Annotated in this window: 21 protein-coding genes; 20 read left to right on the top strand and 1 reads right to left on the bottom strand. The window is 70.1% G+C overall.

The features are described from left to right. Complete coding sequence (gene ffh / locus ABZ434_RS15480; protein ID WP_359135792.1) at positions 1 to 1,554, top strand: signal recognition particle protein; 1,554 nt, start codon at positions 1 to 3, stop codon at positions 1,552 to 1,554. A gap of 189 nt (positions 1,555 to 1,743) precedes the next feature. After that, positions 1,744 to 3,660 carry an ATP-dependent zinc metalloprotease FtsH gene (ftsH, locus tag ABZ434_RS15475; RefSeq protein ID WP_359135790.1) on the top strand — a complete coding sequence of 639 codons (1,917 nt, stop codon included), beginning with the start codon at positions 1,744 to 1,746 and terminating at the stop codon, positions 3,658 to 3,660. 44 nt (positions 3,661 to 3,704) lie between these two features. Here ftsH and ABZ434_RS15470 read toward each other — a convergent pair whose 3' ends face one another. Next, complete coding sequence (locus ABZ434_RS15470; RefSeq protein WP_359135788.1) at positions 3,705 to 4,562, bottom strand: SAM-dependent methyltransferase; 858 nt, start codon at positions 4,560 to 4,562, stop codon at positions 3,705 to 3,707. A gap of 581 nt (positions 4,563 to 5,143) precedes the next feature. Here ABZ434_RS15470 and ABZ434_RS15465 point away from each other — a divergent pair. From ABZ434_RS15465 to ABZ434_RS15380, 18 genes are all read left to right on the top strand, one after another. Continuing rightward, positions 5,144 to 5,737 (top strand): hypothetical protein, encoded by a 594-nt coding sequence (locus ABZ434_RS15465; protein WP_359135786.1) that lies wholly within the window; start codon positions 5,144 to 5,146, stop codon positions 5,735 to 5,737. A gap of 158 nt (positions 5,738 to 5,895) precedes the next feature. Beyond that, entirely contained in the window at positions 5,896 to 6,339 is a 444-nt protein-coding gene (rpsP, locus tag ABZ434_RS15460; RefSeq protein WP_136329608.1) for a 30S ribosomal protein S16, read from the top strand. 2 nt (positions 6,340 to 6,341) lie between these two features. Next, positions 6,342 to 6,581 carry an RNA-binding protein gene (locus ABZ434_RS15455; protein ID WP_003980229.1) on the top strand — a complete coding sequence of 80 codons (240 nt, stop codon included), beginning with the start codon at positions 6,342 to 6,344 and terminating at the stop codon, positions 6,579 to 6,581. A gap of 79 nt (positions 6,582 to 6,660) precedes the next feature. Further along, positions 6,661 to 7,266 carry a ribosome maturation factor RimM gene (gene rimM / locus ABZ434_RS15450; RefSeq protein ID WP_359135784.1) on the top strand — a complete coding sequence of 202 codons (606 nt, stop codon included), beginning with the start codon at positions 6,661 to 6,663 and terminating at the stop codon, positions 7,264 to 7,266. After that, positions 7,266 to 8,087 carry a tRNA (guanosine(37)-N1)-methyltransferase TrmD gene (gene trmD / locus ABZ434_RS15445; protein WP_359135782.1) on the top strand — a complete coding sequence of 274 codons (822 nt, stop codon included), beginning with the start codon at positions 7,266 to 7,268 and terminating at the stop codon, positions 8,085 to 8,087. The genes rimM and trmD overlap by 1 nt, the downstream gene beginning before the upstream one ends. 126 nt (positions 8,088 to 8,213) lie before the next feature. Then, entirely contained in the window at positions 8,214 to 8,564 is a 351-nt protein-coding gene (rplS, locus tag ABZ434_RS15440) for a 50S ribosomal protein L19 (protein ID WP_359135780.1), read from the top strand. Between the two features lie 45 nt (positions 8,565 to 8,609). Further along, on the top strand, positions 8,610 to 9,380 hold the full coding sequence (gene lepB / locus ABZ434_RS15435; RefSeq protein WP_359135778.1) for a signal peptidase I: 771 nt from the start codon (positions 8,610 to 8,612) through the stop codon (positions 9,378 to 9,380). After that, positions 9,373 to 10,452 carry a signal peptidase I gene (lepB, locus tag ABZ434_RS15430; protein ID WP_359135776.1) on the top strand — a complete coding sequence of 360 codons (1,080 nt, stop codon included), beginning with the start codon at positions 9,373 to 9,375 and terminating at the stop codon, positions 10,450 to 10,452. The genes lepB (ABZ434_RS15435) and lepB (ABZ434_RS15430) overlap by 8 nt, the downstream gene beginning before the upstream one ends. Further along, positions 10,349 to 11,269: a signal peptidase I gene (gene lepB, locus ABZ434_RS15425; protein WP_359135852.1), complete on the top strand. Its 921-nt coding sequence runs from the start codon at positions 10,349 to 10,351 to the stop codon at positions 11,267 to 11,269. The genes lepB (ABZ434_RS15430) and lepB (ABZ434_RS15425) overlap by 104 nt, the downstream gene beginning before the upstream one ends. Positions 11,270 to 11,503: 234 nt before the next feature. Then, positions 11,504 to 12,418, top strand: a complete 915-nt coding sequence (gene lepB, locus ABZ434_RS15420; protein ID WP_359135774.1) for a signal peptidase I — start codon at positions 11,504 to 11,506, stop codon at positions 12,416 to 12,418. A gap of 49 nt (positions 12,419 to 12,467) precedes the next feature. Then, positions 12,468 to 13,217: a signal peptidase I gene (lepB, locus tag ABZ434_RS15415; protein WP_359135772.1), complete on the top strand. Its 750-nt coding sequence runs from the start codon at positions 12,468 to 12,470 to the stop codon at positions 13,215 to 13,217. Continuing rightward, positions 13,207 to 13,695 (top strand): NUDIX hydrolase, encoded by a 489-nt coding sequence (locus tag ABZ434_RS15410; RefSeq protein WP_359135770.1) that lies wholly within the window; start codon positions 13,207 to 13,209, stop codon positions 13,693 to 13,695. The genes lepB (ABZ434_RS15415) and ABZ434_RS15410 overlap by 11 nt, the downstream gene beginning before the upstream one ends. Before the next feature lie 64 nt (positions 13,696 to 13,759). Then, positions 13,760 to 14,068 carry a DUF2469 domain-containing protein gene (locus tag ABZ434_RS15405; protein ID WP_003965949.1) on the top strand — a complete coding sequence of 103 codons (309 nt, stop codon included), beginning with the start codon at positions 13,760 to 13,762 and terminating at the stop codon, positions 14,066 to 14,068. An 84-nt stretch (positions 14,069 to 14,152) separates the two neighbouring features. After that, positions 14,153 to 14,512 (top strand): YraN family protein, encoded by a 360-nt coding sequence (locus tag ABZ434_RS15400; protein ID WP_359135768.1) that lies wholly within the window; start codon positions 14,153 to 14,155, stop codon positions 14,510 to 14,512. Then, on the top strand, positions 14,512 to 16,137 hold the full coding sequence (locus ABZ434_RS15395) for a YifB family Mg chelatase-like AAA ATPase (RefSeq protein ID WP_359135766.1): 1,626 nt from the start codon (positions 14,512 to 14,514) through the stop codon (positions 16,135 to 16,137). Before ABZ434_RS15400 ends, ABZ434_RS15395 begins: the two co-directional genes overlap by 1 nt. Further along, positions 16,134 to 17,321, top strand: coding sequence for a DNA-processing protein DprA (gene dprA, locus ABZ434_RS15390; RefSeq protein ID WP_359135764.1), 1,188 nt, complete (start codon positions 16,134 to 16,136; stop codon positions 17,319 to 17,321). The genes ABZ434_RS15395 and dprA overlap by 4 nt, the downstream gene beginning before the upstream one ends. A gap of 290 nt (positions 17,322 to 17,611) precedes the next feature. Beyond that, positions 17,612 to 18,448: an RNA polymerase sigma factor WhiG gene (gene whiG, locus ABZ434_RS15385; RefSeq protein WP_359135761.1), complete on the top strand. Its 837-nt coding sequence runs from the start codon at positions 17,612 to 17,614 to the stop codon at positions 18,446 to 18,448. A gap of 148 nt (positions 18,449 to 18,596) precedes the next feature. Then, a complete protein-coding gene (locus ABZ434_RS15380; protein WP_359135850.1) occupies positions 18,597 to 19,172 on the top strand; it encodes a helix-turn-helix domain-containing protein in 576 nt (191 codons plus the stop codon). The last annotated feature ends 85 nt before the right edge of the window (positions 19,173 to 19,257 follow it).

The raw sequence follows: 19,257 nt of genomic DNA, 5'->3' as shown, positions 1-19,257 counted from the left end.
GTGTTCGATACTCTCTCCGACCGCCTTGCCGCGACTTTCAAGAACCTCAGGGGCAAGGGCCGCTTGTCCGAGGCGGACATCGACGCCACGGCTCGCGAGATCCGTATCGCCCTGCTGGAAGCCGATGTCGCCCTCCCCGTCGTCCGGGCCTTCATCGCCAATGTCAAGGAGCGGGCGCGCGGCGTCGAGGTCTCCCAGGCGCTGAATCCGGCCCAGCAGGTCGTCAAGATCGTCAACGAGGAGCTCGTCTCCATCCTCGGCGGCGAGACCCGGCGGCTGCGGTTCGCCAAGACCGCTCCCACCGTCATCATGCTCGCCGGTCTCCAGGGTGCCGGTAAGACGACCCTCGCCGGAAAGCTCGGCCTGTGGCTCAAGAGCCAGGGCCACTCCCCGCTGCTCGTCGCCTGTGACCTCCAGCGCCCCAACGCCGTCAACCAGCTGAGCGTCGTCGCCGACCGCGCCGGCGTCGCGGTGTACGCGCCGGAGCCGGGCAACGGCGTCGGTGACCCGGTCAAGGTCGCCAAGGACTCGATCGAGTTCGCCCGGAACAAGCAGTTCGACGTCGTCGTCGTCGACACCGCGGGCCGCCTCGGCATCGACCAGGAGCTGATGCAGCAGGCGGCGGACATCCGCGACGCCGTCAGCCCGGACGAGATCCTCTTCGTCGTCGACGCGATGATCGGCCAGGACGCGGTCAACACCGCGGAGGCCTTCCGCGACGGCGTCGGCTTCGACGGCGTGGTGCTCTCCAAGCTCGACGGTGACGCCCGCGGTGGTGCGGCCCTGTCGATCGCCCATGTCACGGGCAAGCAGATCATGTTCGCGTCGAACGGTGAGAAGCTCGAGGACTTCGACGCCTTCCACCCCGACCGCATGGCGTCCCGCATTCTCGACATGGGTGACCTGCTCACCCTGATCGAGCAGGCGGAGAAGACCTTCAGCCAGGAAGAGGCCGCTCAAATGGCCTCCAAGCTGGCGTCCAGCAAGGGCGGAAAGGACTTCACGCTCGACGACTTCCTGGCCCAGATGGAGCAGGTCCGGAAGATGGGCTCCATCTCCAAGCTGCTCGGGATGCTGCCCGGTATGGGGCAGATCAAGGACCAGATCAACAACATCGACGAGCGCGACGTCGACCGCACCGCCGCGATCATCAAGTCGATGACCCCGAAGGAGCGCGCCGAGCCGACGATCATCAACGGCTCGCGGCGGGCTCGTATCGCCAAGGGTTCCGGTGTGGAGGTCAGCGCCGTGAAGAACCTGGTCGAGCGGTTCTTCGAGGCCCGCAAGATGATGTCGAAGATGGCTCAGGGCGGTGGCATGCCGGGGATGCCCGGGATGCCGGGCATGGGTGGCGGCCCCGGCCGGCAGAAGAAGCAGGTCAAGCAGGCCAAGGGCAAGCGCAAGAGCGGTAACCCGATGAAGCGCAAGGCCGAGGAGCAGGCCGAGGCGGCCCGGCGCGAGCAGGCGGCCCAGGGCGGCGCGTTCGGTCTGCCGGCCGGTCAGGACGACAAGAACTTCGAGCTGCCCGACGAGTTCAAGAAGTTCATGGGCTGACCACCCCGCCGAGTCACGACCCGGCTGTCACGTCCCCGAGGGGGCGCCCGCTTCACGGCGGGCGCCCCCTCGGCGCGTACGCGGGGTGTGGCGAGGTCCCTCCATGGGCCCATCGGACCGCCGCCCCGAGGGCTTCGCCCCTGTTTCTCCCTTAATGTCGGCTCCATGGCTGTCGGCAGAGGAGACCGCGTGACCAACCCCGTACCTCCCCGCGACCGCACCGACCAGCCCTGGCGCTCCGAGGGGGCACCGAAGCCCCCGCCGCCCGGCCGGAAGATGCCGGGAGGCTGGGGCGGACTCCTGCTCACCGCGCTGGTCGTCTACCTGATCGCCAATCTGGTGCTGTCGTTCTTCAACGGCGACGACGAGCCGACGATCGCGTACACGGAGTTCAGCAAGCAGGTCACCTCGGGCAACGTCTCCAAGATCTACTCCAAGGGCGATGCCATCCAGGGGCAGCTGAAGAAGGAGGCGAAGGTCCCGGGGGGCGACGACACGTACACGAAGTTCGTCACCCAGCGGCCCGCCTTCGCCGATGACAACCTCTGGGCAGAACTGGTCAAGGACGATGTCACGGTCACCGCCGAACCTGTCGTCAAGGAACGCAGTTTCCTCGCCAACCTGCTGATCTCACTGGCACCGATGCTGCTGCTCGTCCTGTTGTGGGTGTTCATCGCCCGGCGGATGTCACGCGGCGGGGCGGGTGGCGCGATGGGCGGCTTCGGCCGCAAGGCCCCGCCGAAACCGGTCGAGCTGGAGGGGGACCGGCGCACGACGTTCAAGGACGTGGCGGGCATCGACGAGGTCGAGGGCGAGCTCAACGATGTCGTCGATTTCCTCAAGAACCCGGACGCCTACCGGAAGATGGGCGCCCGGATGCCCGGGGGCGTGCTGCTCGCAGGACCCCCAGGCACCGGCAAGACGCTGCTGGCGAGGGCGGTCGCGGGGGAGGCGGGGGTGCCGTTCTTCTCGGCCTCGGCCTCCGAGTTCATCGAGATGATCGTCGGGGTCGGTGCCGGACGGGTCCGGGAGCTGTTCGCCGAGGCGCGCAAAGTCGCGCCCGCCATCGTGTTCATCGACGAGATCGACACCATCGGCCGGGCCCGTGGCGGTGGCTCGGGCATGGGCGGACACGACGAGCGCGAGCAGACGCTCAACCAGATCCTCACGGAGATGGACGGCTTCTCCGGGTCCGAGGGAGTCGTGGTGCTCGCGGCGACCAACCGTGCCGACGTGCTCGACCCGGCGCTCACCCGGCCCGGCCGCTTCGACCGGATCGTCCAGGTCAGCCCGCCGGACAAGGAAGGCCGGGAGGCGATCCTGGAGATCCACACCCGGCAGATCCCGATGGCCCAGGACGTGGACCTGGCCCAGGTGGCCCGCACGACTCCGGGGATGACCGGCGCGGATCTGGCCAACCTCGCCAACGAGGCCGCGCTCCTCGCCGTGAAGCGGGGACAGCCGGAGGTCGGCGGCGCCGACTTCTCGGACGCGCTGGAGAAGGTCCAGCTCGGGGCGGAGCGCTCGCTCGTCATGTCGGACGAGGACCGCCGCCGGACGGCGTACCACGAGAGCGGCCACGCGCTGCTGGGAATGCTGCAGCCGGGCGCGGACCCGGTCCGCAAGGTCACCATCGTGCCGCGCGGCCGGGCGCTGGGAGTCACGCTCTCGACGCCGGACGCCGACAAGTACGCATACACCGAGGAGTACCTGCGCGGCCGGATCATCGGCGCGCTCGGCGGCATGGCGGCCGAGCAGGTGGTGTTCGGGGTCATCACCACGGGCGCGGAGAGCGATCTGGAGCAGGTCACCCATCTCGCCCGGGGCATGGTGGGCCGGTGGGGCATGAGCCACAAGGTGGGCCGGCTGACGGCCGTCCCGGGTGACGCGCAGCAGGCGTACGGACTGTCGGCGGCGCCCGCGACGCTGGACGCGGTGGACGGTGAGATGCGCCGCATCGTGGACGAGTGCTACGAGTCGGCCTGCCGGATGCTGCGCGAGAACCGGGACCGGCTGGACTCGCTGGCCGCGGCGCTTCTGGCGAACGAGACGCTGGACGAAGCGGACGCCTACCGCGCGGCCGGGATCACCCGGGCGGCGAAGTAGCCGTTACCGGTGCCGGCCCGCACGGGGCCGGCACCCGGGAGGTGCTACGTGGTGCTGCAGACGAGGTAGCGGAACACGTTGGGCATCCAGACCGTGCCGTCCCGGCGCAGATGCGGATGCAGGGCCTCCGCCACCTCCTTCTCCACCTGGGAGCGGTCCGTGGCCCGTACCGCGGAGTCGAAGAGCCGCGTCGACAGCAGGCCGCGTACCGCGCTGTCCACGTCCGCGTAGCCGAACGGGCACGCCACCCGCCCCGAGCCGTCCGGCTTCAGCCCGGCCCGGAACGCCACGTTCTCCAGGTCGTCCCGCCGCGCTCCGCGCCCGCTCGCGGCCCGCGAGGAGTCCGAGCCCTCCGCGAGCCGGGTCGCCACCCGCAGTACGGCATCGGTGGCGCACCGCTCGGGCGGCCCCCAGCCGGTCAGGACGACGGTGCTGCGCCGTCCCGCCGAGGGCACCGCGGCGCCGAGCGTCCGCACCAGTTCCTCCCCGTCGTCGGGGGAGCAGCCGATCGGGGTGAACGCGGTGATCAGGGTGTAGGGCTCGTGGCCGGCGGCCGGGTCCGGCAGGGATTCCAGGAGCTGCGGTTCGGCGGATCCGGACCCGCCCCCGTCCTCGGGGCCGGGCAGCAGCCGGATCCGGGCGAGCGCCAGGCGCTCGAGGTCCGGGTCGACGCCGGTGACGTGTGCCCCGCGGCCGGCCGCGATCAGCAGCGCGAGCCCGGAGCCGCAGCCGAGCGAGAGCATCCGAGTGGCGGGCCCTACCTCGAGCCGCGTGTACACCGCCTCGTAGAGCGGCGCGAGCATCCGCTCCTGGATCTCGGCCCAGTCACGGGCGCGGGAACCGGTGTCCACGGAGGCGGGCTGCTTCGCCTGCGTGTGGTGCCGGACGAGCGTTGGTGTCATGGAATGCGCCCCAATCCGCAGAGATGCCGGTCATACCGATCGGTCGTGTCTGAATGGACGATTTCCCCGTGGCTGTACGTGCGCGCTTCCCCCGTATGCCAGAGAACTGCGCATCCGCCGCCGCGTCCAGGGGTCTACGGGCAATGGTTGCCCGCGGCTGCGCCCGGCGATGCGCCCGGGGCCGGGACACCCGTGGACAGGGGGCCCGGAGGTTCTGCCTTCCCGCACTGCGGTCCCAGTCTCACCCGGCGGGCGAAGGCAGGCACGTCGAGCGCTCCGGGACGGGCCGTGGGGTGGCTGCGATGCTGCTCGGGGGCGGGGCGTGGGGGCCGCAGCGCGCCGCGGGTAGTGTCGGTGTCCGGGCCCGGCGCCCGCCTCACCGGAGGGCGGGCGTGCACGCCGTCTACGCGCCGGGGCGTACACGGCGCTACGTACCACCTTGGTGCGAGCTGTGCGTCTTCTCCGCAGATCAGCGCACCCGCCCTCGTCAGGACGCATGAACGGCAACTGACTGGTACGTGCAAAATATTTGGGATGGCCCGGAATCGGAACACCGGGGCACTCGCGCTCGTTGTCACGACGTGAGCACGACACCACCTGTACTTGCCGCAGAGCTGGCACAGGCGTGGGCCGACATTCAGCGGTACCACCCCGAGCTGCCCGATCTTGCCGCGCCCGAGTCCCTGATCGGAGAGTCCTCGTCCGCCTGTGGCGCCGAACTCTCCTTCGAGCGACTGCTCCATGAGGCAGTCCACGGCATTGCCGCCGCCCGAGGTGTCCGTGACACCTCGCGCGCCGGCCGATACCACAACCGTCGATTCCTCGCGATCGCCGAGGAGCTGGGCCTCGATCACGCCGAGGAGCCCCACCCCAGCAGTGGCTTCTCGCTGGTCACGCTCAATCCCGAAGCCAAGCGCCGGTACCGGCCGACGATGGAGCGGCTGCAGCGCGCCCTCAAGGCGCACACCGTCGCCACCGCCGCCGACACCAAGCGTTCGTTCCGCGGGCCCGCGGCCCGGCACGGGTCCTCCGGAGGAGGCGTGCGGGTCAAGGCCGTCTGCGACTGCGGGCGCAATGTGCGCGTCGTCCCCTCGGTCCTCGCGCAGGCCCCCATCGTCTGCGGCGGCTGCGGAAAGCCGTTCCAGATCCCGGAGGCAGTGGCCGCGGTGGGGTGAGGCCACGGGGTGTGGCACAATGGCTAGCTGTACTCGACAGTCGCATAGGACCCCTCTCTCCTCCGGCTGACGCGTCCGTCGGGCACTCCGAGTACCGCAACCCCACGTGGCATCTTCGTTGTGCCCAACCACGTCATAGACCAGGAGACACCACTTCCGTGGCAGTCAAGATCAAGCTGAAGCGTCTGGGCAAGATCCGTTCGCCTCACTACCGCATCGTCGTCGCCGACTCCCGTACCCGCCGTGACGGCCGGGCCATCGAGGAGATCGGCCTGTACCACCCGGTGCAGAACCCCTCGCGCATCGAGGTCAACGCAGAGCGCGCGCAGTACTGGCTGTCCGTCGGCGCCCAGCCGACCGAGCCGGTTCTCGCGATCCTGAAGCTCACCGGTGACTGGCAGGCGCACAAGGGCCTCCCGGCCCCCGCGCCGCTGCTGCAGCCGGAGCCCAAGCCTGACAAGCGCGCCCTGTTCGAGGCCCTCACCAAGGACGCCGGCGAGGAGTCCAAGGGCGAGGCCATCACGCAGAAGGCGAAGAAGGCCGACAAGAAGGCGGACGAGGCTGCTGACGCTGCCGCGCCCGCCGAGTCGACCGAGGCCTGAGCATGCTCGAGGAGGCTCTCGAGCACCTCGTGAAAGGCATCGTCGACAACCCCGACGACGTGCAGGTCGCCTCGCGCACCCTGCGTCGTGGTCGTGTGCTCGAGGTTCGGGTCCATCCCGATGACCTCGGGAAGGTGATCGGCCGCAACGGTCGCACCGCACGCGCACTGCGTACCGTCGTGGGCGCCATCGGCGGCCGTGGTATCCGCGTCGACCTCGTCGACGTGGACCAGGTTCGCTGACAGAGTTGAACACCGGCACGGGCCGGGGAGGGCTATGTGCCCACCCCGGCCCGTCGTCGTACGACAGGAGAGACACAAGGTGCAGTTGGTAGTCGCGCGGATCGGTCGCGCCCACGGCATCAAGGGCGAGGTCACCGTCGAGGTGCGCACGGACGAGCCGGAACTCCGGCTCGGGCCCGGCGCCGTACTGGCCACCGAGCCGGCCTCGACCGGGCCGCTGACGATCGAGACCGGCCGGGTGCACAGCGGCAGGCTGCTGCTGCGCTTCGAGGGCGTACGGGACCGTACGGCTGCCGAGGCGCTGCGCAACACGCTGCTGATCGCGGAAATCGACCCGGCTGAGCTCCCGGAGGACCCCGAGGAGTTCTACGACCATCAGCTGATGGACCTCGACGTCGTCCTCGCCGACGGCACCGAGATCGGCCGCATCACCGAGATCACGCACCTGCCGTCCCAGGACCTCTTCATCGTGGAGCGTCCCGACGGCACCGAGGTCATGATCCCGTTCGTCGAGGAGATCGTCGCCGAGATCGACCTGGAGGAGCAGCGCGCGGTGATCACACCGCCGCCCGGGCTGATCGACGAGAGCCAGGCCGTCGTGGTGTCCACACGCGACGAGGAGGCGGCTGCCGCCGAGTCCGGTTCGGCCGAGGACGGCTCCGACGAAGCCGGGAAAGACCTTTGATGCGCCTCGACGTCGTCACGATCTTCCCCGAGTACCTCGAACCGCTGAACGTCTCGCTCGTCGGCAAGGCCCGCGCCCGCGGACGCCTCGACGTGCAGGTACACGATCTGCGGGAGTGGACGTACGACCGCCACAACACGGTCGACGACACCCCCTACGGCGGCGGCCCCGGCATGGTCATGAAGACCGAGCCCTGGGGCGACGCGCTGGACGAGGCCCTGGCGGACGGGTACGAGTCCGGGGCGCACTCCCCGGTGCTCGTGGTGCCCACGCCGAGCGGCCGGCCGTTCACCCAGGAACTCGCCGTCGAACTGTCCGAGCGGCCCTGGCTGATCTTCACCCCGGCCCGCTACGAGGGCATCGACCGGCGGGTGACGGAGGAGTACGCCACCAGGATGCCGGTCGTCGAGGTGTCCATCGGCGACTACGTGCTGGCCGGCGGCGAAGCCGCGGTGCTGGTGATCACGGAGGCGGTGGCCAGGCTGCTGCCGGGCGTGCTCGGTAACGCCGAGTCGCACCGGGACGACTCCTTCGCCCCCGGCGCGATGGCCAACCTGCTGGAGGGCCCCGTCTACACCAAGCCGCCCGAGTGGCGCGGCCGGGGGATCCCGGACGTGCTGCTCAGCGGCCACCACGGGCGGATCGCGCGCTGGCGCAGGGATGAGGCCTTCCGCCGTACCGCACTCCACCGCCCCGATCTGATCGAGCGTTGCGAGGCGAGCGTCTTCGACAAGAAGGACCGCGAGATGCTCTCCATCCTGGGCTGGTCGCCGGAGCCCGGCGGCCGATTTTGGCGCAGGCCCCAGGCCGTGGAACAATAGGCCGCTGCTGTACGTCCGCGTGCGCCCCTGCCACAGGGGGAACGACGCCCGTCCGACGCGATCAGCACCCCTAACTCATCACTCTCCCGTCGATGACCTGTGGCATCGGCGAAGAAAGCAGACACCATGGCTTCCCTGCTCGATGACGTCAACGCCGCTTCGCTGCGTACCGACCTCCCGGCGTTCCGCCCCGGCGACACCGTCAACGTTCACGTCCGCGTGATCGAGGGCAACCGCTCCCGTATCCAGCAGTTCAAGGGCATTGTCATCCGCCGCCAGGGCGCGGGCATCAGCGAGACCTTCACGGTCCGCAAGGTGACCTTCCAGGTCGGCGTCGAGCGCACCTTCCCGGTGCACAGCCCGATCTTCGAGAAGATCGAGCTCATCACCCGCGGTGACGTGCGTCGCGCCAAGCTGTACTTCCTCCGTGAGCTGCGCGGCAAGGCCGCGAAGATCAAGGAGAAGCGCGACCGCTGAGCTGACTCCCTGGTCCACAGGACGGCCGGATAAGCTCTGGCCCCGATGGACACGGAAGCAGAGCACCTGGAGCGCGACCGCTCCTCCGCACCCGCTACGGGAACGGAGGAGGGGTCGCGCTTTTCGCGTATCACGAACCGTTTCGCCGCCTCGATGTCGTGGCGGCGCACCCTTGCCCTCGGCGCCGTCTGTGCGGTCGGCGTGCTGCTCCTCAGCACGTTCGTGGTGCAGCCCTTCCTGATTCCCAGCGGCTCGATGGAGTCCACCCTGCAGATCGGGGACCGGGTGCTCGTCAACAAATTGGCGTACCGTTTCGGCTCCGTACCCCGGCGCGGCGACGTGGTGGTTTTCGACGGGACGGGCTCCTTCGTCCAGGAGGCGCCGTCGGAGAACCCCGTGACCGGCCTGCTGCACGGGGCGGCGGCCTCCCTCGGGCTCGCGGAGCCCGCCGAGACCGACTTCGTGAAGCGGGTGGTGGGCGTGGGGGGCGACCGGGTGGTCTGCTGCGACAAGCGCGGGAGGGTCGAGGTGAACGGCCGGCCGGTGAACGAGGACTACCTGTTCGCGGGGGACGCGCCCTCGCGGGCGCCCTTCGACATCGTCGTACCGGACGGCACGCTCTGGATGATGGGTGACCACCGGAGCAATTCCCGCGACTCCCGCGACCATCTGGGTGAGCCGGGGGGCGGCATGGTGCCCGTCGACAAGGTGATCGGCAGGGCCGACTGGCTCGGCTGGCCGCTGGGCCGGATCGGGGCCGTTCGGGACACCGCGGCCTTCGACGGCATACGCACGCCCGGTTCGGCGCATGGGTAACCGCGGGCGGAGGCCGGGCGCCGCGGATCCGGAGATTCCGCTTCCCACCGGCACCCGGCCGACGGCGGCGCGCTCGCTGCCCACCCGCGCGGAGCGGCGCAAGCTCGCCCGCAAGGTGAAGCGGAAGCGGCGCAGGTCGGCGGTGAAGGAGATACCCCTCCTCATCACCGTGGCGCTGCTGATCGCGCTGGTCCTCAAGACGTTTCTGGTGCAGGCCTTCGTGATCCCGTCGGGTTCGATGGAGCAGACCATCCGGATCGGGGACCGGGTGCTCGTGGACAAGCTGACGCCCTGGTTCGGGTCCGAGCCGCAGCGCGGCGACGTCGTCGTGTTCAAGAACCCCTCCGACTGGCCGCCGCCGAATCCGGTGGCGGAGTCCAAGGAGTCACCCGTCGTCATCAAGCAGGTGAAGGAGGTACTGACCTTCATCGGGCTGCTGCCCTCCGACGACGAGCAGGATCTGATCAAGCGGGTGGTCGCTGTCGGCGGTGACACGGTGAAATGCTGCGAGCAGGACGGCAGGCTCATCGTGAACGGGGTGGCGGTCGACGAGCCGTACATCTTTCCCGGCGATTCGCCCTCCACGATCAAATTCGAGGTAAAGGTTCCTGCCGGGAGAATCTTCGTGATGGGGGACCATCGCTCCAATTCGGCGGATTCGCGCTTCCACCTGGACAAGACAGGTCACGGCACGGTTTCCGAAGATGCGGTAGTGGGAAGGGCCGTGGTGATCGCCTGGCCCTTCGGACACTGGCGCCGGTTGGAGGAACGTTCGGCGTTCTCCGCCGTCCCGGACGCGCGCGCCGGGACGGCCGCTGCCGCCCGGCCGTCGAATAGTGTGTCCCCGGATCCCAACGGATTGATCCGGCTCCCGACCCCTGCGGAACTCCCGCTCGTTATGGGAGTGGTGGGCCTGCACCGGCTAGGGCGCAGGCGGTGGCACGGAATAAGGAGTGGATGTGGGGGATTTGGCGGTCGGCGCACGATCCGGACACGACGAGCCCGAGGACCGGCCGGGCAATCCGGAGAACGCCGAGTCCGCCGGGACGACGGCGGACCCGGCGGAGAGTGACGGCGGCTCCCCGGGCAGCGGCAGCACGGCGCAGAAGAAGCCCCGCTCCTTCTGGAAGGAACTGCCCCTCCTCATCGGCATCGCGCTCATCCTCGCGCTGCTGATCAAGACATTCCTGGTGCAGGCGTTCTCGATCCCGTCGGATTCGATGCAGAACACGCTTCAGCGGGGCGACCGGGTGCTGGTCGACAAGCTGACGCCCTGGTTCGGCTCGGAGCCCGAGCGCGGTGAAGTGGTCGTCTTCCATGACCCGGGCGGCTGGCTGGAGGACACCGCGGCTCCCGACCCGAACGTGGTGCAGAAGTTCCTGAGCTTCATCGGCCTGATGCCCTCGGCCGAGGAGAAGGACCTGATCAAACGTGTCATCGCGATCGGCGGCGACACGGTGGAGTGCAAGAAGAACGGGCCTGTCACGGTCAACGGCAAGGCGCTGGACGACAAGTCGTTCATCTTCGCGGGAAACACGCCCTGCAATGACGAGCCGTTCGGGCCGATCAAGATCCCCAAGGACCGTATCTGGGTGATGGGTGATCACCGTCAGAACTCCCTCGACTCGCGCTACCACCAGGAACTGCCGGGCGGTGGCACCGTCTCCACCGACGAGGTGGTCGGCCGGGCCGTGGTCATCGCATGGCCGGTCAACCGCTGGGCGACGCTGCCGATCCCGAAGACCTTCGACCAGCCGGGGCTGAACGCGGCGATGTCCGTGGCGCCCGGTGCGATCGGCATCGCCGGAGCTGTGCCGTTCGTGTTCTGGCGGCGCCGGCGGGCCGACGCCCGATTCCGGTCGGCAGAAGTGCACGGCAGCTCGTCATGACCGGGTGAATCCTGCCGATTCACCGAGAAGCTGAGACATGGCACGGATGAACCGCCCTCCGATTGCTCGACGAGCAACGGAAGGGCGGTTTTCGTTGGTGGGCGGCCCGGAGCCGGCCGGCGGTAAGGACGCAGTTCCTGCGGAACTCCCGTTCGTTGTACGAAGCAGTGGGCTTGAACGAACAGGTCCTGGAGCAGGTGTAGGCCACAGATTGAGGGTTGGAACGTGACGGACATGGCTGCCGGTGCACGACCTGGACATGAAGAGCCTGCGAAGTCGCCCGACCGTCCCGGTCAGCCCGCCGATCTTGCCGTCGGTCCGCCGGAAGAGCCATCGGGTCCGGACGCTCCCGCGGATACGAGGACTGCGGACGCGGGCGGCGGCAAGGTGCGGAAGCAGCGGCCCTTCTGGAAGGAGCTGCCGCTGTTGATCGCCGTCGCTCTCGTCCTCGCGTTGCTGATCAAGACATTCCTGGTGCAGGCGTTCTCGATCCCGTCGGATTCGATGCAGAACACGCTTCAGCGGGGCGACCGGGTGCTGGTCGACAAGCTGACGCCCTGGTTCGGCTCGGAGCCCGAGCGCGGTGAGGTGGTGGTGTTCCATGATCCGGCCAAGTGGCTGGCCGGGGAACCGACACCCGAGTCGAATGTGGTGCAGGACTTCCTGAGCTTCATCGGCCTGATGCCGTCGGCCGAGGAGAAGGACCTGATCAAGCGGACGATCGCGGTGGGCGGCGACACCGTGGAGTGTGCGAAGGGCGGTCCGGTCGAGGTCAACGGGAAGGCACTCGACGAGCCGTACATCTACCCGGGGGACTCGGCGTGCGACGACAAGCCGTTCGGGCCGTTCACCGTGCCCGAGGGAAAGATCTGGGTCATGGGCGACCACCGGCAGGACTCCTCGGACTCGCGCTATCACACCGATGACGCGACCAAGGGCTTCGTGCCCGTCGAGGACGTGGTGGGGCGGGCCGTCGTGGTGGCGTGGCCGGTCAATCGCTGGGCGATGCTGTCGGTCCCGGACACCTTCGACCAGCCGGGGATCGGCGCCGCGGCGGGCCTGGCCCCGGGGGCAGTCGGCGTCGCCGGTGCGTTGCCTCTCGTGCTGTGGCGCCGCAGGAGGCTGACCGGCGGGCGTACCGCCGGGTAGGGTGCCGACTCGGATCAGCGATTGTCGATCTCCGATGAGGGATGCTGCGATGAGTGCAACAGGACGTACGGGAGACGGCCGCGGCCGGCTCGGCAGCAAGCTGTCGGGGCTGGCGGTGGCCATCGGCTGTGTGCTCTTCCTCGGCGGGTTCGCCTGGGCGGCCGTGGTGTACCGGCCGTACACGGTGCCGACCGAGTCGATGACCCCGACGGTGAACGCCGGCGACCGGGTCCTCGCGCAGCGGGTGGACGGCAGCGAGGTGCACCGGGGCGATGTGGTGGTGTTCACCGATGAGGCGTGGGGTGACATGCCGATGGTGAAGCGGGTCGTCGGGATCGGCGGCGACAAGATCGCCTGCTGCGAGAAGGACGGCCGGCTGACGGTCAACGGCATACCCGTCGCGGAATCGTATCTTCAGGCCGGTGACCCGGCCTCGGCGAACGACTTCACGGCCGAGGTGCCGAAGGACAAGCTCTTCCTCCTGGGCGACGACCGCAGGTCCTCGCTGGACTCCCGTGTCCACCTGGAGGAGGGCGGGCAGGGATCGGTGCCGCGCAGCGCCGTACAGGCCCGGGTGGACGCCGTGGCCTGGCCGCTGGGCGGCATGATCGGGCGGCCGCAGGCCTTTGCCGCCCTGCCCGGCGGGGTGTCCGCCCAGGGGCCGCTGAAGCTCCAGCTCGGGGCCATGGCGGGCGGCGTGGTGCTCATCCTGGGCGGAGCCGTGTACGGACCGCTCGCGGGGCGGTCGGCCCGCTCGAAGCGGAACAGGCAGGAGAGGGCGACCGCTGGTGCCCGCTGAGACGCGCAAGGTCGCCCGCCTGGTGCTACTCGATCCGGAAGACCGCATTCTGTTGATGCACGGGTTCGAACCGGAGGATCCGGCGAGCACCTGGTGGTTCACGCCCGGTGGCGGCCTCGAGGGCGACGAGACCCGCGAGCAGGCCGCCCTGCGCGAACTGGCCGAGGAGACCGGCATCACGGACGTCGAGCTGGGCCCGCTGCTCTGGCAGCGGATGTGCTCCTTCCCGTTCGACGGGCGGCGCTGGGACCAGGACGAGTGGTACTTCCTGGCCCGCACGACGCAGACCGCGACGGACACCAGCGGGCAGACCGGGCTGGAACGCCGCAGTGTCACGGGTCTGAGGTGGTGGACCTCCGCCGAACTGTCGGCGGCGCGTGAGACGGTGTACCCGACCAGACTCGCCGAGCTGCTGCGCACGCTGCTCGACGAGGGTCCTCCGCGTACGCCGCTGGTTCTTGCCCCTGAAGTCGCCTGAGCGACCGGGGGTAACGGTCCCTGGCGCACAATGGGGGAACGCACGGCTGAAGGGGAACATGCCAATGAGCGCCGAGGACCTCGAGAAGTACGAGACCGAGATGGAGCTGAAGCTCTACCGGGAGTACCGCGATGTCGTCGGTCTGTTCAAATATGTGATCGAGACCGAACGGCGCTTCTACCTCACCAACGACTACGAGATGCAGGTGCACTCGGTTCAGGGCGAGGTGTTTTTCGAGGTGTCCATGGCGGATGCCTGGGTCTGGGACATGTACCGGCCCGCACGGTTCGTCAAGCAGGTCCGGGTCCTGACGTTCAAGGACGTAAACATCGAGGAGCTCAACAAGAGCGATCTCGAGCTTCCGGGTGGCTGAGTTGTCCACAACGGCCCGGTTGTCCACCAAGATCCACTAGTTGGTGGCGGACGCGTCACAGTCGGTGCCGGAGGTGGTGCCGATATGAACGCACGGGGGGCACTCGGGCGGTACGGCGAGGACCTGGCGGCACGGCTGCTGACCGATGCCGGCATGTCCGTACTGGAACGGAACTGGCGCTGTCGCGCCGGCGAGATCGACATCGTCGCAAGGGACGGTGACGCGCTCGTCATCTGCGAGGTGAAGACCCGTAGAGCGGGGGCTTTCGAGCACCCGATGGCCGCGGTCACACCGGCCAAGGCGGACCGACTGCGGCGGCTGGCCGGGCTCTGGCTGGCACGGCACGGCGGTTCGCCGCCCGGTGGGGTGCGGATCGACCTGGTCGGTGTGGTGCTGCCCAGGCGCGGAGCGCCCCTGGCGGAGCATGCGCGGGGGGTGGCCTGATGGCGTTCGCGCGAGCCTGCTCGGTGGCACGCGTCGGTGTCGAGGGCGTGGTGGTGGAGGTCCAGGCGGATCTGGAGCCCGGGGTCGCGGCGTTCACCCTGGTGGGACTGCCGGACAAGAGTCTGGTGGAAAGCCGGGACCGGGTCAGGGCCGCTGTGGTCAACTCCGGGGCGGAGTGGCCGCAGAAGAAGCTCACCGTGGGGCTGTCACCCGCGTCGGTCCCCAAGAGCGGGTCCGGTTTCGACCTGGCCGTCGCCTGCGCCGTGCTCGGCGCGGCGGAGCGGATCGATCCCGCGTCGATCGCCGACGTGGTGATGATCGGGGAGCTGGGACTGGACGGCAGGGTGCGACCCGTCCGCGGGGTGCTGCCCGCCGTCCTGGCGGCGGCGGAGGCCGGGTACCGGCAGGTGGTCGTCCCCGAGCAGACCGCGGGCGAGGCCGCCCTGGTTCCCGGGGTCTCCGTGCTCGGGGTCCGGAGCCTGCGGCAACTGATCGCCGTACTCTGCGACGAACCGGTGCCTCAGGAGCCGGAGCCCCACGATCAAGGGCGCCCCGACACCATGCTGGCCGGGCTGATGGTGCCCGGCGCCGGTATGGGCACCGGGATCGCCAGGGGCTCGTCGCACGGTGAGAGCAGCCGTCCGGATCTGGCCGACGTCGCGGGTCAGGAGCGCCCGCGCATGGCCCTGGAGGTCGCCGCCGCGGGCGGACACCACCTCCTGCTCTCAGGACCGCCGGGCGCGGGCAAGACCATGCTGGCCGAGCGGCTGCCCGCCATCCTGCCGCCGCTGACCAGGCAGGAAGCCCTCGAGGTGACCGCGGTGCACTCGGTGGCGGGGATCCTCCCCCCGGGCGAACCGCTGGTCTCCCGGCCGCCCTACTGCGCCCCGCACCACTCGGCGACGATGCAGTCGCTGGTCGGCGGGGGCAACGGGATGCCGCGCCCCGGCGCCGTCTCACTGGCGCATCGCGGGATTCTCTTTCTGGACGAGGCGCCGGAATTCTCGGTACGGGCGCTGGACGCGCTGCGCCAGCCGCTGGAGTCGGGGCATGTCGTGGTGGCCCGCAGCGCCGGCGTGGTGCGACTGCCGGCCCGGTTCCTGATGATGCTCGCCGCCAACCCCTGCCCGTGCGGGCGGCACACCCTGAGCGGAGCCGGGTGCGAATGCCCGCCCTCGGCGGTCCGCCGGTACCAGGCAAGGCTCTCCGGACCGCTGCTGGACCGGGTGGACCTGAGGGTGAGCGTCGACCCCGTCAGACGCGAGGACCTGATGGGCGGGGGCGGCAGGGGCGAGTCGACCGACGCGGTCGCCGCCCGGGTGCTCAGGGCCCGGGCGCGGGCCGCGGAGCGGCTGGCGGGCACCCCGTGGACCACGAACAGCGAGGTGCCGGGCCATGAGCTGCGGACCCGGCTGGTCGCGGCCCCGGGTGCGCTGATGGCGGCCGAGCGGGACATGGAGCGGGGAACGCTCACGGCGCGGGGTCTGGACCGGGTGCTGAGGGTGGCGTGGACCGTAGCGGACCTGCGCGGCGCCGACCGCCCGGACGCCTCGGACATCGGGGTGGCCCTGGAACTGCGCACCGGGATTCCGCGCGGGGCCCCCATGGGGGCGGGGGCGTCATGACCGGGCGGGGGACGGGGGGCTGCGGCGGGGTGAGCGACCGGGAGCGGCTCGCCAGGGCGGCGCTGACCCGCGTCCTGGAACCGGGTGACGTACGCGGCGGTCGCTGGCTGCGGGAATGCGGTGGCGTGGAGCTGATGCGGCGGATCACCACCCCGGACGGTTCAGCCGAGCAGCTGAGCGGGATGACAGCGAAGCGGCTGGCCGCCTACCGGCTGCGGGCCCGGACCGTCGAGCCGGAGGAGGACCTGAGGGCGGTGGCCTCGGCCGGGGGACGCTTCGTCTGCCCCGGTGACCGGGAGTGGCCGAGCCAGCTGGACGACCTGGGGGACGTCAGACCGACGGGGCTCTGGGTCCGGGGGAGGCCCGATCTGCGGCTCTGGGCACTGCGCTCGGTCGCCGTGGTCGGGGCCCGCGCCTGCACCCCGTACGGGGCCCACATGGCGACGACGCTCGCCGCGGGCCTCGCGGAGCGGGGGTGGGTGGTCGTCTCGGGGGCGGCCTTCGGGGTCGACGGGGCCGCTCACCGGGGCGCCCTGGCCGCGGGCGGCGCGACGATGGCGGTACTGGCCTGCGGGGTGGATGTCCCCTACCCCCGCGGCCACGCCGAACTGATCGGACGCATCGTCGAACAAGGGCTCGTCCTGGGTGAACTGCCACCGGCCGACCACCCCACCCGCAGCAGATTCATCCTCCGGAACCGGGTGATCGCCGCGTTGACGCGAGGCACCGTCGTCGTCGAGGCCGAGTACCGCAGCGGTTCGCTGGTCACGGCACGCTGCGCGCAACGACTCGGCCGCCACACCATGGGAGTACCGGGCCCCGCGACCAGCGGTCTGTCGGCAGGCGTCCACGAACTCCTGCGGGGCGAGGGAGTGCTGGTGACGGATGCCGCCGAAGTCGCGGAGATGGTCGGTGACATCGGGGATCTGGCTCCGCCGAGGCGTGGGCCGATACTGCCCCGCGACCACCTGGATCCCGTCTGCGGCAGGGTCCTTGACGCGCTGCCGGCCCACGGATCCGTCGACGGCCGGGAAGTGGCGCGCGCTGCCGCGACGAGTGCGGACGAGGCACTCGGCAAGCTGTACGAACTGCACTCACTGGGGTTCGTCGAACGCGAAGGCGACGGATGGAGGTTGACGAAGCGGCCGACATGCAATGGCGACGCGCGGCGAGGCGGTTCTTGACCTGGGGCATTCGGGTGAAAAGGTGAGGCCGATGACCTCGGTGGATACGTCGGCGACGCCTCCGGGACCGGCGCACGAGGTGACGGCCCCGGACGCCCGTCATGTCCTCGCCCAGGTGCGCAGTCCGCTCCGTCGCCGCGTTCCGCTCCATGTCCGTTCACCGGGAACCGCACAGCACCGATCCCTTATCCTGCGCGGACCGCGACACTTCAGTCACGCTACGCTCACAAGGATTCCGGCCCAGACACAAGTCCCCCAGCACTTCACGGCAGAACGGCTCAAGGCACCACATGCCCCAGCACACCTCCGGGTCTGACCGCGCGGCAGTACCAGCGGCTGCGCGTGGCACTGTGCGCCCGCCCGCCCCCTCCTCGCTCGACGAGTTGTGGCGTTCGTACAAGACCACGGGCGACGGGCGGCTGCGGGAACAGCTGATCCTGCACTACTCGCCCCTGGTGAAGTACGTCGCCGGCCGGGTGAGCGTGGGACTGCCGTCCAACGTCGAGCAGGCGGACTTCGTCTCCTCGGGGGTCTTCGGCCTGATCGACGCGATCGAGAAGTTCGACATCGAGCGCGCGATCAAGTTCGAGACGTACGCGATCACCCGCATCCGGGGCGCGATGATCGACGAACTGCGGGCGCTGGACTGGATCCCGCGTTCCGTGCGCCAGAAGGCGCGGGCGGTGGAGCGCGCCTACGCCACCCTGGAGGCGCAACTGCGACGCACGCCCTCGGAGGCGGAGGTCGCCGCCGAGATGGGCATCGCTCTGGAAGAACTGCATGCGGTTTTCAGCCAGTTGTCGCTCGCGAACGTCGTCGCCCTGGAGGAACTGCTCCATGTGGGCGGTGAGGGCGGCGACCGGCTGAGCCTGATGGACACGCTGGAGGACACCGCTGCCGACAACCCGGTGGAAGTGGCCGAGGGCCGTGAGCTCAGAAGGCTGCTCGCCCGCGCGATCAACACCCTGCCGGACCGTGAGAAGACGGTCGTCACGCTCTACTACTACGAGGGACTGACCCTCGCCGAGATCGGCAACGTCCTCGGGGTCACCGAGAGCCGGGTCAGCCAGATCCACACCAAATCGGTGCTGCAGTTGCGCGCGAAGCTGGCCGACGCCGGACGCTGAGGCGCCGCGGACGGGCCCGGGCAGGCCGTGGACGGGCACCGGGCGGACTCCCGGGAGAGGCGCTTCGGCCAGGGATCGGGGCCGCCCGCCCCCTCACGAACACCGGTCGCCGTAGAGTGGTCGCGTGCCCAGGATTCGAGCGGCCTCCGTGGCCGAGCACCGGACCATGCAGCGCAGCGCCCTCCTGGACGCAGCGCGCTCCCTGCTGTCCGAGGGCGGCACGGAGGCGTTGACCTTCCCCGCCCTCGCCGAACGCACGGGTCTCGCACGGTCCTCCGTCTACGAATACTTCCGTTCCCGCGCCGCCGTCGTCGAAGAGCTCTGCGCCGTCGACTTCCCCGTGTGGGCGGCCGAGGTCGAGAGCGCGATGGAGCGGGCGGGGACGCCCGCGGAGAAGATCGAGGCCTACGTCCGGCGGCAGCTGGACCTCGTGGGGGACCGCCGCCACCGGGCCGTCGTCGCGATCTCGGCGAGCGAGCTGGATGCGGGTGCACGCGAGAAGATCCGGGCGGCGCACGGTGGTCTGATCACCATGATCGTGGAGGCTCTCGGCGACCTCGGACACGAGCAGCCCCGGCTGGCGGCCATGCTGCTCCAGGGTTCCGTGGACGCGGCGGTCCGGCGTATCGAGCTGAGCGTGGCCGAGGAGCCCGCCGTGATCGCGGACACCGCCGTCACGATGATCCTGAACGGCGTCCGGGGCATCCGCGGCAACCAGCACTGACCGCCCCGGACCACGCCGACCGACCTGTGCCCTGACTGTCGTGGTTACGCCCGCGCGGGACCGGGTTCCGGCACGCCCCACACCG

The sequence above is a fragment of the Streptomyces sp. NPDC005761 genome (assembly GCF_040630635.1).
GTDB lineage: Bacteria > Actinomycetota > Actinomycetes > Streptomycetales > Streptomycetaceae > Streptomyces.
Note: the sequence above shows the minus strand (reverse complement) of the source record. Positions and strands in the feature narration are given on the sequence as shown.